The following is a 15,255-nucleotide window of genomic DNA, read 5'->3' as shown; positions in this document are numbered from 1 at the left end:
GCCCCGATCAATGGATCAGCGAACAACAATCCCGCGCGAAGCCATGTAAGCCTTGGCTTCAGGCACTGTGTACTCGCCAAAGTGGAAGATGCTGGCCGCCAGCACCGCGCTGGCATGCCCTTCCAGAATGCCGTCTGCCAGGTGCTGCAGGTTACCCACACCCCCCGAGGCAATCACCGGAATCCCCAGCGCATCACTGATAGCGCGGGTAACGCCCAGGTCGAAGCCGTTCTTCATGCCGTCCTGGTCCATGCTGGTCAGCAGGATCTCGCCAGCGCCCAGGCCTTCCATCTTCTTCGCCCACTCGACTGCATCCAGCCCGGTCGGCTTGCGCCCGCCGTGAGTGAAAATCTCCCAGCGCGGCGCTTCACCTGGCCCGGACACCTTCTTGGCATCGATGGCGACAACGATGCACTGCGAACCGAAACGGTCCGCCGCCTCACCGACAAACTCTGGGTTGAACACCGCGGCGGTGTTGATCGAGACCTTGTCGGCACCGGCGTTGAGCAGGTTGCGGATGTCCTGCACGGTCCGCACGCCACCCCCTACCGTCAGCGGGATGAACACCTGGCTGGCCATGCGCTCGACGGTATGCAGCGTGGTGTCGCGCCCATCGACGCTGGCGGTGATGTCGAGAAAGGTGATTTCGTCGGCACCTTGCTCGTCGTAGCGACGGGCGATTTCCACCGGGTCGCCGGCATCACGGATGTTCTCGAACTTGACGCCCTTGACCACCCGGCCGTTGTCCACGTCCAGGCAAGGGATAATGCGCTTGGCCAGTGCCATGGTTCAGTCCTCAGCCTTGGTAGTTGTCACAGAAGGCCTGGGCCTCAGCGACATCCAGGGTGCCTTCGTAGATGGCACGGCCGGTGATGGCGCCGATGATGCCCGGGGCCTTGGCGTCCAGCAGGGCCTTGATGTCACCCAGGTTGTGAATGCCGCCCGAGGCGATCACCGGAATACGGGTGGCTTCAGCCAGTGCCTTGGTGAAGGGCACGTTGCAGCCCTGCATCATGCCGTCCTTGGCGATGTCGGTGTAGACGATCGCCGAGACGCCATCGGCCTCGAAACGCTTGGACAGGTCGATGACCTGCACCGAGCTCACTTCGGCCCAACCGTCGGTGGCGACGAAACCGTCCTTGGCGTCCAGGCCGACGATGACCTTGCCCGGGAAGGCTTTGCACGCTTCAGCGACGAACTCGGGCTGCTTGACGGCCTTGGTGCCGATGATCACGTAGCTGACGCCAGCCTTGACGTAGTGTTCGATGGTTTCCAGCGAACGGATACCGCCGCCGATCTGGATCGGCAGGTTCGGGTAGCGCTTGGCGATGGCGGTAACCACTTCACCATTGACCGGCTGGCCTTCGAAGGCGCCGTTGAGGTCGACCAGGTGCAGGCGGCGGCAGCCACCTTCGACCCACTTGGCGGCCATGCTCACGGGGTCGTCGGAAAATACCGTAGAGTCTTCCATGCGGCCCTGGCGCAGGCGCACGCAAGCACCGTCCTTCAGATCGATAGCGGGGATAATCAGCATCTTGGGAACCTGTCTATTTGTTGGGTTTCAGGGCTTCTCGAGTGCCCACAGGTCGCTTTCGATGCTCTCGAACCGCTCCTTGAGGTGCAGCTGAACATCGGCAATCGCCCTGTTGTAGTAATGGGGTGCAATCTCTTTGCTGAACAGCTCGAGGACCTCGGCCACCTCGAACGACCCCAACTGCAGCTCGAAGCGGTCTTCGAGGAAGCGCTTCAAGGTGTCGAGCGCTTCGCGCTCCTGCTCGGGGGCCAGGGTGATGGTCGGGGCCTTGGTCTTCGACCTGCTCATTTACCAGCGCCCGTCCCAGGCGATGAAGTTCTGCAGCAGCTGCAGGCCATGGGTATGGCTCTTCTCCGGGTGGAACTGCACGGCAAAACGCGAACCGTCGGCCAGCGCTGCGGCAAAGTCGACGCCATAGTGACCGCGACCCACCACCTGGCCCGGCTTGCCGGCATTGATGTAGTAGCTGTGCACGAAGTAGAAACGTGCGCGGTCAGGGATGTCGTGCCACAGCGGGTGGTCGATGGTCTGGCTGACTTCGTTCCAGCCCATGTGCGGCACCTTCAGGTGCTCGCCCTCTTCTTGCAGGTCTTTGCCGAAAAAGCGCACCTGGCCAGGGAACAGGCCAATGCAGTCGACGCCGGTGTTTTCCTCACTGTGCTCGAGCAGCGCCTGCATACCGACGCAGATGCCGAGGAACGGGCGGTCCTGGCTGACTTCGCGCACCAGGCTGTCGAAGCCCAGGCGGCGGATCTCGGCCATGCAGTCGCGAATCGCGCCCACGCCCGGAAACACCACACGGTCGGCCTCGCGGATCACTGAGGCATCGCTGGTAACCAGCACTTTACCGGCACCTACGTGCTCAAGCGCCTTGGCCACCGAGTGCAGGTTACCCATGCCATAGTCGATTACGGCTACCGTTTGCATTTACAGGCACCCTTTGGTGGAAGGCATCTGCCCGGCCATACGCTCGTCGAGGGTGATGGCCATGCGCAGTGCGCGGCCGAAAGCCTTGAATACGGTTTCGATCTGGTGGTGGGTGTTGTGGCCACGCAGGTTGTCGATGTGCAGGGTTACCAGGGCGTGGTTGACGAAGCCCTGGAAAAACTCCTGGAACAGGTCGACGTCGAAGCCGCCAACGCTGGCACGGGTATACGGTACGTGCATCTGCAGGCCTGGGCGGCCAGAGAAGTCGATGACCACGCGTGACAGCGCTTCGTCCAGCGGCACGTAGGCGTGGCCGTAGCGGAAGATACCTTTCTTGTCACCGATGGCTTGGGCGAATGCCATGCCCAGGGTGATGCCGACGTCTTCGACGGTATGGTGATCGTCGATATGCGTATCACCCTTGCACTCGATATCCAGATCGATCAACCCATGGCGGGCGATCTGGTCCAGCATGTGTTCAAGGAAGGGCACACCGATATCGAATCGGGCCTTGCCACTGCCATCGAGGTTGATCGAGCACTTGACCTGGGTTTCCAGGGTATTGCGCTCGACGGAAGCCTTACGTTCAACCATCACCAGCTCCGCAAAATCATTGGGCGAAAAGGGTTTCATTATAGGCCCAGAACGCGCCAGCTTGAAACGCGGATGACATATGGCAAAGCCAGGTTTTACGCGGGCTGGATGCCGCTACAGGTCTATACAACCACAACGGCCCGCTCCTGCATCTGCGAAAGGGGCGCAACGCGCCCCCCCCCTGCTGATCAATGGAACAGCACAGCGGTCTTCTGCAAGGTCACCCAGACACCCCAGGCCAACGGCACGACCACCACCGCCCAGGCCAGCAGCACCAGTGGCAGGCTGCCTGGCGCCGCTTTCCACTCCAGCGACCGCGCCCCATCGGCGCCCTTGTCATGGCTCAACGCCCGCTCGGCCGCCAGTTCGGCATCACTCATGAAGTGCTTGTCGGCCACCGGGCGCACCAGCATGTTGCAGATAAAGCCCAGCACCAGCAGACCCGCGAGGATGTACAAGGTCATGTCATAAGCCGCCGCCCGCTCCACGCCCGCTGCCAGTTGATACTCGCGCAGGTAGGTGATCAGCACCGGCCCCAGCACCCCCGCTGCCGCCCAGGCGGTCAGCAGGCGGCCATGGATGGCACCCACCATCTGCGTGCCGAACAGGTCGGCCAGGTAGGCCGGCACTGTTGCAAAACCACCGCCATACATCGACAGGATGATGCAGAACGCTGCCACGAAAAGCGCCACGTTGCCCAGGTGACCCATGTTAGGCACCAGGCTGTACAAGCCCACGCCCAAGGCGAAGAAGGCAAAGTAGGTGTTCTTGCGGCCGATGTAATCGGAGAACGATGCCCAGAAGAACCGGCCACCAATGTTGAACAGGCTCAGCAGGCCGGTAAAGCCGGCGGCGATCGCGGCAATCTGCGCCAGCTGCGCAGTGCTCAGCTGGCTGAAGGTCAGTTCGTTGCCCAGTAATTTACCGGCGAACACTTCCTGCAGCAGCGGTGACGCCATGCCCAAAATGCCGATGCCCGCCGACACGTTCAGGCACAGCACCAGCCAGATCAGCGCGAACTGCGGGGTCTTCCAGGCCACACTGACGTGCACATGACGGTCGGTGACCATGGCGTTACCGGCATTCTTCAACGGCGCAGCCCAGCCCTCAGGCTTCCAGCCGGTCGGTGGTACGCGATACGCCAGGGCGCCAGCGGTCATGAACACAAAGTAGATTGCCGCCATGGCGACAAAACTCTGCCATACGCCAACCTCGTGCTCATTGCCAAAATGCCCCATAAGCGCGGTGGCCAGCGGCGCCCCGACCATGGCCCCGCCGCCGAAGCCCATGATCGCCATACCGGTGGCCATGCCGCGTTTGTCCGGGAACCACTTGATCAAGGTCGACACGGGTGAGATGTAGCCCAGGCCCAGACCGATACCGCCAATCACGCCCGAGCCAAGCCACATCAGCCACAGCTGATGGGTTTTCACACCTATCGCCGAAAGCAGCATGCCACCGCACCAGCACAAGGCCGACACCAGGCCAGCCTTGCGCGGGCCGGCGTGCTCCAGCCAGCCGCCCAGCACCGCCGCCGAGCAGCCGAGGAAGACGAAGAACAGGGTATAGATCCAGCTCAGCATCGAGATTGGCCAGTCGCATTCGGCGCTGAACATCCGGGCCATGAAGCCCATGTCTGCCGCACAGGCGACGGGGGCGGTGATCCCCAGGGCTTGCGACAAAGGCAGCCAGAATACCGAGAAGCCGTAGGCCATACCGATGCACAGGTGAATGGCCAGGGCAGCTGGCGGGACCAGCCAGCGGTTGAAGCCCGGGCGGGCGATTATGCGTTCCTTCGACAGGAAGCCTGGCTCACTGGCCGAGCTTCCCGTCGCGACGGTACTGGTCATGAATCTGATCCTTGTTATAGGGAGGGTGCTCGCAAAGCGGCGCAAGGGTAGCAGCATCAAGCAGCATGAAAGCAATCTGCCATCGTTCATTTTTGCCTGACTGAAACGGTCATGTTCCCGGCAAAAGCTCAATATTAGGCTGTCGAAAGCCATACTCTCTGATACAGGCGTAGGAATTTCCTACATCTCTAGTCGTACAAGCGGGGGTAACCGCGACAGCGTTATACTCTGCCGCCTGAACTCACTAACGGACTAAAAGGACTCGCCCATGAAAGCGTTCGGCAAAATCCTGGGACTGGGGCTTCTCGGGTTACTGCTGATCATCGTGGCGCTGGGCTTCGCCCTGACCCACCTCTTTGATCCCAACGACTACAAAGACGAGATTCGCCAGCTGGCACGCGACAAGGCGCACGTCGAACTGACCCTCAACGGTGACATCGGCTGGAGCCTGTTCCCGTGGCTGGGCCTGGAGCTGCACGAAGCCAGCATCGCCACCTTGAACAAACCCAAGGAACCGTTCGCTGACCTGCAGATGCTTGGCCTTTCGGTCCGTGTGCTGCCGCTGCTGCGCCGCGAAGTGCAAATGAGCGACGTACGTGTCGAGGGCCTGAACCTGACCCTGGCGCGTGACGAACAGGGCCATGGCAACTGGGAGGACATCGGCAAGCCGCTGCCCGCGCAGAATGGCGCAAGCACCGATGCATCCGCACAGGCACCTGCCGAGCAGACGCCTGCGACCACCAACAGCAACGACCGCGCCATCAAGCTGGACATCGACAGCCTGACCGTGAACAACGCCCGCGTGCAGTACACCGATGCCAAGACCGGCCACAGCTACAGCGCCGAAAGCATCCAGCTGAGCACCGGCCCGATCCATGAAGGCGCAAACATTGCGCTCAAGGCCAGCGCCTTCATCAGCGCCAGCCAACCGAGCATCAAGGCCCGTACCGAGCTGGCCGGCGAATTGCGCTTCGACCGCAAGCTCAAGCGCTACAACTTCGAAGACATGCGCCTGTCGGGCGAGACCTCGGGTGAGCCTACCGGCGGCAAGACCGTGACCTTCGCCGCCCAAGGCCAACTGCTGGTCGACCTGGCCGCCAATGTCGCCTCATGGAACGGCCTGAAAGTCTCGGCCAACCAACTGCGCGCCCTCGGTGAGCTGAATGTGCGTGATCTGGACAAAGCACCCCAGCTGAGCGGCGGCCTGTCCATCGCCCAGTTCAACCTGCGCGCCTTTCTTGAAAGCATTGGCCACCCGCTGCCGGCCACCAACGACCCGGCCGCCTTCGCCAAGCTGGAGCTGGTGACTCGCCTGCAGGGCACGCCCAGCAGCCTGGCCCTGGAAGACCTGGCAGTGAAGCTGGACGACAGCACCTTCAGCGGCCGCGTGGCCGTCGAAGATTTCGCCAAACAAGCCCTGCGCCTGCAGCTTAAGGGCGACACCTTCGACGCCGACCGCTACCTGCCGGCCAAGAGCGAAGAAGCCAAGGGCGCCACCGCTGCGCGCCAGGCCGAGGTCAAGCAACAAGAGGCCAGCGCCGTAGCCGGTGCCGGCACCACACCACTGCCCAACGCCCCAACACAAGTGGCATGGAGCGACGACAAGCTGCTGCCGGTCGACCGTCTGCGCGCCCTCGACCTGCAGGCCGACCTGGCCTTCGGCTCGTTGACCCTGGACAAGCTGCCGATCGAGGGCGCCCAGCTCAAGGCCGTTGGCCAAGGCGGCCTGCTGACCCTGCAAACCCTGCGCGGAGAGCTGTACAACGGCACCTTCGAAGCCAAGGGCACGGTCGACGTGCGCCCTGCCGTGCCACAGCTGGGTGTGAACACCAATATCCAGCGGGTGCCGGTGGAACACTTCATCAAGACCGAAGGCAAGGAACAGACGCCACCGGTCAAGGGCCTGCTGACCCTGACCAGTGATCTGACAGCCACCGGTAACAGCCAGAAAGCACTGGTCGACACCCTGAACGGCAGCGCAAACTTCGCCATCAACGATGGCGTGCTGGTCAATGCCAACCTGGAACAGCAGCTGTGCCAGGCCATCGCCACGCTCAATCGCAAGACGCTGAGCAGCGAACCACGCGGCAAGGACACCCCGTTCCAGGAGCTGCGCGGCAGCCTGGTAGTACGCAACGGCGTCGCCAGCAACCCGGACCTCAAGGCGCGCATCCCGGGTCTGACCGTCAATGGCCATGGTGACCTCGACCTGCGCGTGCTGGGCATGGACTACAACATCGGCATAGTCGTCGAAGGCGACCAGCGTGCCATGCCGGACCCGGCCTGCCAGGTCAACGAACGTTATGTGGGTGTTGAAGTCCCCCTGCGCTGCCGTGGTCCGCTGGAACTTGGCGCAAAGGCCTGCCGCCTCGACCAGAACGGCCTGGGCAAGGTTGCCGCCAAGCTGGCCGGCAACCGCCTGAAAGACAAGATCGATGAAAAACTTGACGAGAAACTTGGAGACAAAGTGAGCCCGGAACTGAAAGACGCGCTCAAGGGGCTGTTCAACCGATGAGCCCCGAGCAGTTCTCCAGCGCAGTGCTGGACTGGTATGACGAGCACGGCCGGCACGACCTGCCCTGGCAACAGGGCATCACGCCGTACCGGGTGTGGGTGTCGGAAATCATGTTGCAGCAGACCCAGGTCAGCACCGTGCTCAATTACTTCGACCGCTTCATGCAGGCCCTGCCAACCGTGCAAGCCCTGGCCGAAGCACCGGAGGACGAAGTGCTGCACCTGTGGACGGGCCTGGGCTACTACACCCGCGCACGCAACCTGCAAAAGGCCGCCAAGGTCGTCGTCGAGCAACATGGCGGCGAATTCCCGCGCAGTGTCGAGCAGCTTACCGAGCTGCCCGGCATTGGCCGCTCCACTGCCGGCGCCATCGCCAGCATCAGCATGGGCATCCGCGCGCCGATCCTCGACGGCAACGTCAAGCGCGTGCTGGCACGCTACACCGCCCAGGCCGGCTACCCTGGCGAACCCAAGGTTGCCAACCAGCTATGGGCCACCGCCGAGCGCTTTACCCCGCAACAACGCGCCAACCACTACACCCAGGCGATGATGGACATGGGCGCCACGCTGTGTACGCGCAGCAAGCCCAGTTGCCTGATCTGCCCGTTGCAGCGCGGCTGCGAAGCGCACCTGCACGGCGAAGAAACCCGCTACCCCGAGCCCAAACCGCGCAAGGCGCTGCCGCAACGGCGCACACTGATGCCACTGCTGGCCAACCACGAAGGTGCCATCCTGCTTTATCGACGCCCTTCCAGCGGCCTTTGGGGGGGCTTGTGGAGCCTGCCGGAACTGGACGACATCGCCCAGCTCGACGACTTGGCCTACCAGCACGGCCTGCGCCTGGCTGGCCGCCACGCCATGGACGGCCTGACCCATACCTTCAGCCACTTCCAGCTGGCGATCGAGCCCTGGCTCGTGCACGTCGACCCGGTCGGCGAGCACGTGGCCGAGGCCGACTGGCTCTGGTATAACCTCGCCACCCCGCCGCGCCTGGGCCTCGCCGCCCCGGTGAAAAAGCTGCTTGAACGCGCGGCCGACGAACTGATCGCAGGAGACGCCCGATGACCCGCACCGTGATGTGCCGCAAATACCAAGAAGAACTGCCAGGCCTGGAACGCCCGCCCTATCCCGGTGCCAAGGGCCAGGACATCTTCGAACACATCTCGCAGAAAGCCTGGGCCGACTGGCAGAAGCACCAGACCATGCTGATCAACGAGAAGCGCCTGAACATGATGAACGCCGAGGACCGCAAATTCCTCCAGGCTGAGATGGACAAGTTTTTCGCCGGCGAAGAATACGCCCAGGCCGAAGGCTACGTTCCACCGGCCGAATGACCCCAAAAATCGTAAGCGACGGAATTAATTTAAAATTTTTTCAAAAAGTCGTTGACGAGCGGTCCGGAAATCTATTTAATTCACCTCGTCGCCCAGATAGCTCAGTCGGTAGAGCAGAGGATTGAAAATCCTCGTGTCGGCGGTTCGACTCCGTCTCTGGGCACCACCTTCAAGCTTCTGGTGGTTGCAAAGTTACCCGAAGCGACAACAAGAAACCCGCCTAGTGCGGGTTTTTTGTTGTCTGTGATTTTTAACTTCAGGCGGCTTCGAAGAACACCAGATTTCACAACGCAACCTGAAGGCTCGCCATGCAATCGAGAAACCCGCAGCCTAAGCAGACTGCGGGCCAACCCTTACTCGTCCGACATGGAACGAAGATGATTGAATGCGTCCTCGGTCATGTGCCCCATGTAGGAGATGCTGTGCAACTGAAGGTGGCCGTGTTGCTTGCCTTTTTCGATAATGGCGGCGATGTCAGCCTTTGTAATCCTTTGCTCGTCGCAACCGGCGAAACCGGTTGGATAGTAAACCCTGCCATCGTCCGTGTAGCCGTACAGGGTGACCAGATAAAAGTGCTTCATGACTCCTCCTTTGTAGCGCAAACGTGCGCATCACTCACAGACGCCGAATTGGCGCAGTGACAGGCTGCCAGCCAGCATGGCTGGCAGCAGGAGAGAAGCTACGCAGGGCCCACGGTCCGCATAATCTGGATATGTATCCCACAGACATCTCAAGCTGCAGCGCCCAGGCGCGCTGCTTGGGTTTATCGGGCAATTGCGCTTCAATACGCGCACTTTCAGACTCACCCAAGGATTTCCCCATGGCCACCCCTACCAAGCAACAGAAACGCGCCAAGCGCGCCGCCAGCAAGGCCAAGCAGAACCGCATGGTACGCAGCGGCCAAGCGGTCAAGGCCAGTGCCGGCGACAGCGCCAGCGTCGAGCAGGTGTACAACAAGGCCATGGAGTCGGGCAGCTACGACGCGATGTTCAACAAGATGAAGGAAGCCCAGGAAGGCGGCCTGGTGCCAATGATCTCGGTGTTCCTGGTGGACCCGCTGCTCGCCCTGGTGCTCAAGGGGCACAAGGAAGAACACGCCACCGACTACATCGTGCTGGTGTTCAACGCCTACCGCAAATGGCTGGACGGCGCTGACGAAGATACCACCATGGCCTGGCTGGAGAGTGATGAGTTCCAGGACGCCTATATCGCCGCTTCCGAACTCGTGGCCAAGCAGCAGCAACAGCAGAAGCAGTTCGGCTGACAGGGCCATATAACCTGTTGCGCCCCCTGTAGGAGCGGGTTTACCCGCGAATACGATGGCGGCTGCAACGGTGATTAGCCAAGGAAATTGGCCTGCAGCCCCGGCCCTTTCGCGGGTAAACCCGCGCCTACGGGCCTGTGGTGAACCTGCGGGCTTGCCCGCGAAAGGGCCATCACAGGCCACAAAAAAAGGCCGCACCCTTCACAAGGTGCGGCCTTTTCATTTCAGCCAGCGCCGATCAGCTGTCCAGCGCCGCCCGCCCGGCAGCCTCGCGCTTGCGGTGCACCAGCAAGCCAGCCGCCACCACACCAATACTCAGCAACGCAGTCGCAATGATCTCCGCACGGTGATCCTCACGCAGCGCCATGACCACCAGAATGGCAACGATGAAGGCAATGGTCGCCCAGGTCAGGCCCGGGAACAGCCACATCTTGAAGGTGATCTTCTCGCCGCGGGCTTCACGCTGGGCGCGCATGCGCAGCTGCGAAACGGCAATCACCAGGTACACCAGCAGCGCGATGGCGCCAGAGCTGGCCAGCAGGAACTCAAACACCTGGGCCGGTGCCACGAAGTTGGCGAACACGCAAAGGAATGCCGCTGCGGTGGACAGCAGTACCGCCACGTGCGGGGTCGCCGCCTTGGTGGTGCGCTGGGCGATGGCCGGGGCGTCGCCACGCTTGCTCAGCGAGAACAACATGCGCGAAGAAGTGTACAACGCCGAGTTCAGGCAGCTGGTCACGGCAATCAGCACGACAATGTCGACGATCAGCTTGGCATTCGGCACACCGATACGGCTCAGCACGGTCTGGTAGGAGCCCGTCTCGGCCAGGGCCGGGTCGTTCCACGGCACCAGGGCCACGACCAGGAAGATCGACACCAGGTAGAACAGGCAGATCCGCCAGATTACCGAGTTGGTGGCACGGCTGATCTGCTTGCCCGGGTCCTTCGACTCAGCAGCGGCGATGGTGACGATTTCGGTACCCATGAACGAGAACATGGTGGTCAGCATGGCTGCCAGCACCGCGCCCAGGCCGTTGGGCATGAAGCCCTGGGTATCGAACAGGTGGCTGGCACCGCTCACCTGGCTGCTCGGTACAAAGCCGAACAAAGCAGCACAGCCCACGGCGATGAAGCCGATGATCGCCAGCACTTTGAGCAGGGCAAACCAGAACTCGAACTCACCGTAGTTCTTCACACTGCACAGGTTGGTAAGTGTCAGTGCCAAGGTAATGACGAGGGAGAACGCCCACAGGTCAACCGCCGGGAACCAGGCATGCAGAATGGCTGCGGCGGCGTTGGCCTCCAGCGGAATCACCAGCACCCAGAACCACCAGTACAGCCAGCCAATGGTGAAACCAGCCCAGCGCCCGATGGCGCGGTCGGCATACGTAGAGAACGAACCGGTGTCAGGCGAGGCGACTGCCATTTCACCCAACATACGCATCACCAGCACGACCAGCGTACCGGCGGCAGCGTAAGCCAGCAGCACGGCAGGGCCGGCAGCTGCGATGGCATGGCCGGAGCCTACGAACAGGCCGGCACCGATGACGCCAGCGATGGACAGCATGGTCACATGCCGTTGTTTGAGCCCCTGAGCGAGGTCATTGGAATTGTTACCGCTCATTGAAACTACCTTTGTAAGGAGTGGACCACGCCGACTGCGGGTACAGAGCGCGCCAGGGTTGACCTAGGCGTCGCTGCAATCGGCGGTTTCCAACTGGCAATAAGCGCGCCATATGACGAATGCACTCGTCAGAAAATTCTGCAGGCCTTTTAGGATGCGGCCTGGAGGGCTTTCGGCCATTGCATGACCGAAAGGGCATCAAATCAGCGGATTACTGAAATACCCACTTACAAATGCACCAAAGGTGCTCCTCGGTAACACCTGTGCACCACTGCAATGCCAAAAAGTGCAACCCATGGGTACAACCTTGTGACATCAACATGGCATTCCTGGGTGAACCCGTTTGCACTGGCAAAAGGTCGGGTTTACCCCTTCAATGGGTCAAAACAGCTTCCATGAGCCGGCCAAAGCTGGCACCATCGCGCCTTTTTTCATCAAGGCTCTGGTGCTGGGCGACACCTTCGCGGACATCTGCGCGACGTTACGCTGTAGCGATGCGACAAACTGCCCCACCAGCGCCCCCAGTCCCCGGCGACCCTGTTGGCCGTCATAATGCCGCTATGCTAGCTTGGCGCACGCCAGGAAGGCCGCCAACAGCTGGGAACGCACCCGAACACATGAGGACCGCACATGGCTCAGGCCACGCCCGCGCTGGAAATCCGCAATTTGCACAAACGCTACGGCGAGCAGGAAATTCTCAAGGGCATTTCGCTGACCGCTCGCGACGGTGACGTGATCTCCATCCTGGGGTCGTCCGGCTCCGGCAAGTCCACCCTGCTGCGCTGCATCAACCTGCTCGAGAACCCGCACCAGGGCGAAATCCTGGTCGCCGGCGAAGCCCTCAAGCTCAAGGCCGCCAAGAATGGCGACCTGATCGCAGCCGACAACCGCCAGATCAATCGCCTGCGCAGCGAAATCGGCTTTGTCTTCCAGAATTTCAACCTGTGGCCGCACATGTCGATCCTCGACAACATCATCGAGGCGCCACGCCGCGTGCTCGGCCAAAGCAAGGCCGAAGCCATCGAAGCCGCCGAAGCGCTGCTGAACAAGGTCGGCATCTACGACAAACGCCACAGCTACCCCGCCCAGCTTTCCGGTGGCCAGCAACAGCGCGCCGCCATTGCCCGTACCCTGGCCATGAAGCCCAAGGTCATCCTGTTCGACGAGCCCACTTCGGCCCTCGATCCGGAAATGGTCCAGGAAGTGCTTAACGTTATCCGCGCATTGGCCGAAGAAGGCCGTACCATGCTGCTGGTGACGCACGAGATGAGCTTTGCCCGCCATGTGTCCAGTGAAGTCGTCTTCCTGCACCAGGGCCTGGTCGAAGAGCAGGGATCGCCGCAGCAGGTCTTCGAAAACCCGACCTCGGCGCGTTGCAAGCAATTCATGTCCAGCCACCGCTAACGGAGCAATACATGCACACCTACAAGAAGTTTCTCCTGGCAGCTGCTGCCACGCTGGTTATGTCGGCAAACGCCATGGCCGCAGAAAAACTGCGCATGGGCATCGAAGCCGCCTACCCACCGTTCAACAACAAGGACGCCAGCGGTAACGTGGTTGGCTTCGACAAAGACATTGGCGACGCCCTGTGCGCCAAGATGAAAGTCGAGTGCTCGGTCGTTACCTCCGACTGGGACGGCATCATCCCGGCCCTGAACGCCAAGAAGTTCGACTTCCTGGTGTCGTCGCTGTCGATCACCGACGAACGCAAGCAGGCTGTGGACTTCACCGATCCGTACTACTCCAACAAGCTGCAGTTCATCGCGCCGAAAAACGTCGACTTCAAGACTGACAAAGAGTCGCTGAAAGGCAAGGTCATCGGCACCCAGCGCGCAACCTTGGCCGGCACCTACCTTGAAGACAACTTCAAGGACGTCGACATCAAGCTGTACGACACCCAGGAAAACGCCTACCTCGACCTGGTTTCCGGTCGTATCGACGGCATCCTGGCCGACAAGTACGTGCAGTACGAGTGGCTGAAAAGCAAAGACGGCTCGAACTTCGAGTTCAAGGGCGAGCCGGTGATGGACAGCGACAAGATCGGCATTGCCGTGCGCAAAGGTGACACCAAGCTGCGCGACGACCTGAACAAAGCCCTGGCAGAAATCAAAGCCGACGGTACGTACAAGAAAATCAACGACAAGTACTTCCCGTTCAGCATCGAATGATCCGCCCTGACCGGCGCGCCCTTGCGGCGCGCCAGTCCCTAAAATGACCTGCCCATGAATATCGACCTGCACGGATTCGGTCCGGCCATGATGGCCGGCACCCTGATGACCGTAAAACTGGCGCTTTGCGCCTTGCTGCTGGGGCTGGTCCTGGGCCTGCTCGGCGCCCTGGCCAAAACCTCACCGCTCAAGCCGCTGCAATGGCTTGGCGGCTTCTACTCGACCCTGGTTCGCGGCGTGCCCGAACTGCTGTGGGTACTGCTTATCTATTTCGGCACCGTCGGGCTCATGAACAGCCTCGGCGAAGCCCTGAACATGCCGGGCCTTGAGCTAAGCGCCTTCGCCGCGGGCGTGATCGCCCTGGGCCTGTGCTTTGGCGCCTACGCCACCGAAGTGTTCCGTGGCGCCATCCTCGCAATCCCCAAAGGCCACCGCGAAGCTGGCCTGGCGTTGGGCTTGTCCAAGGGCCGCATCCTCTCGCGGATCATCCTGCCGCAGATGTGGCGCATCGCCCTGCCCGGCCTTGGCAACCTGTTCATGATCCTGATGAAGGACACCGCCCTGGTATCGGTAATCGGCCTTGAAGAAATCATGCGTCATTCGCAGATCGGCGTGACCGTGACCAAAGAGCCGTTCACCTTCTATATGGTCGCGGCCTGCATCTACCTGGGCCTGACCGTGCTTGCCATGACCGGTATGCATTTCATGGAAAAACGCGCCGCTCGCGGCTTTGCGAGGGCTGAATAATGAATTGGGAAGTCATCTTCAAATGGCTGCCACGCCTGGCCGAGGGTGCGGTCCTGACCCTGGAGCTGGTGGCCATTGCCGTGGTTGCAGGGTTGATCCTGGCCATCCCGCTGGGCATCGCCCGTTCCTCGCGCCACTGGTACGTGCGCGCGGTGCCGTTCAGCTACATCTTCTTCTTCCGTGGCACGCCGCTGCTGGTGCAGTTGTTCCTGGTCTATTACGGCCTGGCGCAGTTCGATGCGGTGCGCTCCAGTTCGCTGTGGCCGTACCTGCGCGATCCGTTCTGGTGCACGGTGCTGACCATGACCCTGCACACCGCCGCGTACATTGCCGAGATTCTACGCGGCGCACTGCAGTCGATCCCCAAAGGTGAGATCGAAGCGGCCCGGGCGCTGGGCATGTCGCGGGGCAAGGCGCTGTTCTACATCATGCTGCCACGCGCTGCGCGCATCGGCCTGCCGGCGTACAGCAACGAAGTGATCCTGATGCTCAAGGCCAGTGCCCTGGCCAGTACCGTGACCCTGCTGGAGCTGACCGGCATGGCCCGTACCATCATCGCCCGCACCTACCTGCCGGTGGAAATCTTCTTCGCCGCAGGCGTGTTCTACCTGGTGATCTCGTTCATGCTGGTGCAAGGCTTCAAGCTGCTGGAGCGCTGGTTGCGCGTGGATGCCTGCCAAGGCCGCTGACATCTCCTAG

The 15,255-nt window shown here is 61.6% G+C and carries 16 protein-coding genes and 1 tRNA gene; 9 read left to right on the top strand and 8 right to left on the bottom strand.

All coding sequences use genetic code 11. The features are described from left to right. Window positions 1–15 precede the first annotated feature (15 nt). From hisF to PRJ_RS01340, 6 genes are all read right to left on the bottom strand, one after another. The gene (hisF, locus tag PRJ_RS01365; protein WP_003255729.1) at window positions 16–786 is read right to left on the bottom strand and encodes an imidazole glycerol phosphate synthase subunit HisF; all 771 of its coding nucleotides are present in this window, start codon (window positions 784–786) and stop codon (window positions 16–18) included. A 10-nt stretch (window positions 787–796) separates the two neighbouring features. After that, window positions 797–1,534, bottom strand: a complete 738-nt coding sequence (gene hisA / locus PRJ_RS01360; RefSeq protein WP_104960618.1) for a 1-(5-phosphoribosyl)-5-[(5-phosphoribosylamino)methylideneamino]imidazole-4-carboxamide isomerase — start codon at window positions 1,532–1,534, stop codon at window positions 797–799. Between the two features lie 27 nt (window positions 1,535–1,561). Next, window positions 1,562–1,822, bottom strand: a complete 261-nt coding sequence (locus PRJ_RS01355; protein ID WP_003255734.1) for a DUF2164 domain-containing protein — start codon at window positions 1,820–1,822, stop codon at window positions 1,562–1,564. Then, the gene (gene hisH, locus PRJ_RS01350; protein ID WP_014589369.1) at window positions 1,823–2,461 is read right to left on the bottom strand and encodes an imidazole glycerol phosphate synthase subunit HisH; all 639 of its coding nucleotides are present in this window, start codon (window positions 2,459–2,461) and stop codon (window positions 1,823–1,825) included. Then, the gene (hisB, locus tag PRJ_RS01345) at window positions 2,462–3,055 is read right to left on the bottom strand and encodes an imidazoleglycerol-phosphate dehydratase HisB (protein ID WP_003255736.1); all 594 of its coding nucleotides are present in this window, start codon (window positions 3,053–3,055) and stop codon (window positions 2,462–2,464) included. 188 nt (window positions 3,056–3,243) lie between these two features. After that, entirely contained in the window at window positions 3,244–4,905 is a 1,662-nt protein-coding gene (locus PRJ_RS01340; RefSeq protein ID WP_064490891.1) for an OFA family MFS transporter, read from the bottom strand. 268 nt (window positions 4,906–5,173) lie between these two features. Between PRJ_RS01340 and PRJ_RS01335 the strand changes: the two genes are divergently transcribed. The 4 genes from PRJ_RS01335 to PRJ_RS01320 all read left to right on the top strand — a co-directional run bounded on the left by PRJ_RS01335 (window position 5,174) and on the right by PRJ_RS01320 (window position 8,919). Further along, window positions 5,174–7,420 carry an AsmA family protein gene (locus tag PRJ_RS01335; RefSeq protein ID WP_104960617.1) on the top strand — a complete coding sequence of 749 codons (2,247 nt, stop codon included), beginning with the start codon at window positions 5,174–5,176 and terminating at the stop codon, window positions 7,418–7,420. Then, window positions 7,417–8,484, top strand: coding sequence for an A/G-specific adenine glycosylase (gene mutY / locus PRJ_RS01330; protein ID WP_010951654.1), 1,068 nt, complete (start codon window positions 7,417–7,419; stop codon window positions 8,482–8,484). The genes PRJ_RS01335 and mutY overlap by 4 nt, the downstream gene beginning before the upstream one ends. Beyond that, window positions 8,481–8,753 carry an oxidative damage protection protein gene (locus PRJ_RS01325; protein WP_003255742.1) on the top strand — a complete coding sequence of 91 codons (273 nt, stop codon included), beginning with the start codon at window positions 8,481–8,483 and terminating at the stop codon, window positions 8,751–8,753. The genes mutY and PRJ_RS01325 overlap by 4 nt, the downstream gene beginning before the upstream one ends. 90 nt (window positions 8,754–8,843) lie before the next feature. Further along, window positions 8,844–8,919 (top strand) — tRNA-Phe (locus tag PRJ_RS01320). 187 nt (window positions 8,920–9,106) lie between these two features. Here PRJ_RS01320 and PRJ_RS01315 read toward each other — a convergent pair. Continuing rightward, on the bottom strand, window positions 9,107–9,334 hold the full coding sequence (locus tag PRJ_RS01315; RefSeq protein ID WP_019439077.1) for a hypothetical protein: 228 nt from the start codon (window positions 9,332–9,334) through the stop codon (window positions 9,107–9,109). 239 nt (window positions 9,335–9,573) lie between these two features. Here PRJ_RS01315 and PRJ_RS01310 point away from each other — a divergent pair, with 239 nt between their 5' ends. Continuing rightward, window positions 9,574–10,017, top strand: coding sequence for a hypothetical protein (locus PRJ_RS01310; RefSeq protein ID WP_104960616.1), 444 nt, complete (start codon window positions 9,574–9,576; stop codon window positions 10,015–10,017). 238 nt (window positions 10,018–10,255) lie between these two features. Here PRJ_RS01310 and gabP read toward each other — a convergent pair whose 3' ends face one another. Further along, window positions 10,256–11,641: a GABA permease gene (gene gabP / locus PRJ_RS01305; protein ID WP_020190016.1), complete on the bottom strand. Its 1,386-nt coding sequence runs from the start codon at window positions 11,639–11,641 to the stop codon at window positions 10,256–10,258. Window positions 11,642–12,271: 630 nt separating this feature from the next. Here gabP and PRJ_RS01295 point away from each other — a divergent pair. From PRJ_RS01295 to PRJ_RS01280, 4 genes are read left to right on the top strand one after another with little or no spacing between them, the layout of a single operon-like run. Further along, entirely contained in the window at window positions 12,272–13,045 is a 774-nt protein-coding gene (locus tag PRJ_RS01295) for an ABC transporter ATP-binding protein (RefSeq protein ID WP_003255746.1), read from the top strand. A gap of 11 nt (window positions 13,046–13,056) precedes the next feature. Then, entirely contained in the window at window positions 13,057–13,809 is a 753-nt protein-coding gene (locus tag PRJ_RS01290; protein WP_104960615.1) for an ABC transporter substrate-binding protein, read from the top strand. Between the two features lie 54 nt (window positions 13,810–13,863). Beyond that, window positions 13,864–14,556 (top strand): ABC transporter permease, encoded by a 693-nt coding sequence (locus tag PRJ_RS01285; RefSeq protein ID WP_003255749.1) that lies wholly within the window; start codon window positions 13,864–13,866, stop codon window positions 14,554–14,556. After that, complete coding sequence (locus PRJ_RS01280) at window positions 14,556–15,245, top strand: ABC transporter permease (RefSeq protein WP_014589362.1); 690 nt, start codon at window positions 14,556–14,558, stop codon at window positions 15,243–15,245. Before PRJ_RS01285 ends, PRJ_RS01280 begins: the two co-directional genes overlap by 1 nt. The last annotated feature ends 10 nt before the right edge of the window (window positions 15,246–15,255 follow it).

Origin of the sequence: Pseudomonas sp. XWY-1 (assembly GCF_002953115.1) — a bacterium.
Classification (GTDB): domain Bacteria; phylum Pseudomonadota; class Gammaproteobacteria; order Pseudomonadales; family Pseudomonadaceae; genus Aquipseudomonas; species Aquipseudomonas alloputida.
This window is presented reverse-complemented; position numbering and strand designations above follow the sequence as displayed.

Coding starts and splice junctions, on each gene's coding strand:
- hisF (WP_003255729.1), bottom strand. CDS start 786: ATGGCACTGGCCAAGCGCATTATCCCTTGCCTGGACGTGGACAACGGC.
- hisA (WP_104960618.1), bottom strand. CDS start 1,534: ATGCTGATTATCCCCGCTATCGATCTGAAGGACGGTGCTTGCGTGCGC.
- PRJ_RS01355 (WP_003255734.1), bottom strand. CDS start 1,822: ATGAGCAGGTCGAAGACCAAGGCCCCGACCATCACCCTGGCCCCCGAG.
- hisH (WP_014589369.1), bottom strand. CDS start 2,461: ATGCAAACGGTAGCCGTAATCGACTATGGCATGGGTAACCTGCACTCG.
- hisB (WP_003255736.1), bottom strand. CDS start 3,055: ATGGTTGAACGTAAGGCTTCCGTCGAGCGCAATACCCTGGAAACCCAG.
- PRJ_RS01340 (WP_064490891.1), bottom strand. CDS start 4,905: ATGACCAGTACCGTCGCGACGGGAAGCTCGGCCAGTGAGCCAGGCTTC.
- PRJ_RS01335 (WP_104960617.1), top strand. CDS start 5,174: ATGAAAGCGTTCGGCAAAATCCTGGGACTGGGGCTTCTCGGGTTACTG.
- mutY (WP_010951654.1), top strand. CDS start 7,417: ATGAGCCCCGAGCAGTTCTCCAGCGCAGTGCTGGACTGGTATGACGAG.
- PRJ_RS01325 (WP_003255742.1), top strand. CDS start 8,481: ATGACCCGCACCGTGATGTGCCGCAAATACCAAGAAGAACTGCCAGGC.
- PRJ_RS01315 (WP_019439077.1), bottom strand. CDS start 9,334: ATGAAGCACTTTTATCTGGTCACCCTGTACGGCTACACGGACGATGGC.
- PRJ_RS01310 (WP_104960616.1), top strand. CDS start 9,574: ATGGCCACCCCTACCAAGCAACAGAAACGCGCCAAGCGCGCCGCCAGC.
- gabP (WP_020190016.1), bottom strand. CDS start 11,641: ATGAGCGGTAACAATTCCAATGACCTCGCTCAGGGGCTCAAACAACGG.
- PRJ_RS01295 (WP_003255746.1), top strand. CDS start 12,272: ATGGCTCAGGCCACGCCCGCGCTGGAAATCCGCAATTTGCACAAACGC.
- PRJ_RS01290 (WP_104960615.1), top strand. CDS start 13,057: ATGCACACCTACAAGAAGTTTCTCCTGGCAGCTGCTGCCACGCTGGTT.
- PRJ_RS01285 (WP_003255749.1), top strand. CDS start 13,864: ATGAATATCGACCTGCACGGATTCGGTCCGGCCATGATGGCCGGCACC.
- PRJ_RS01280 (WP_014589362.1), top strand. CDS start 14,556: ATGAATTGGGAAGTCATCTTCAAATGGCTGCCACGCCTGGCCGAGGGT.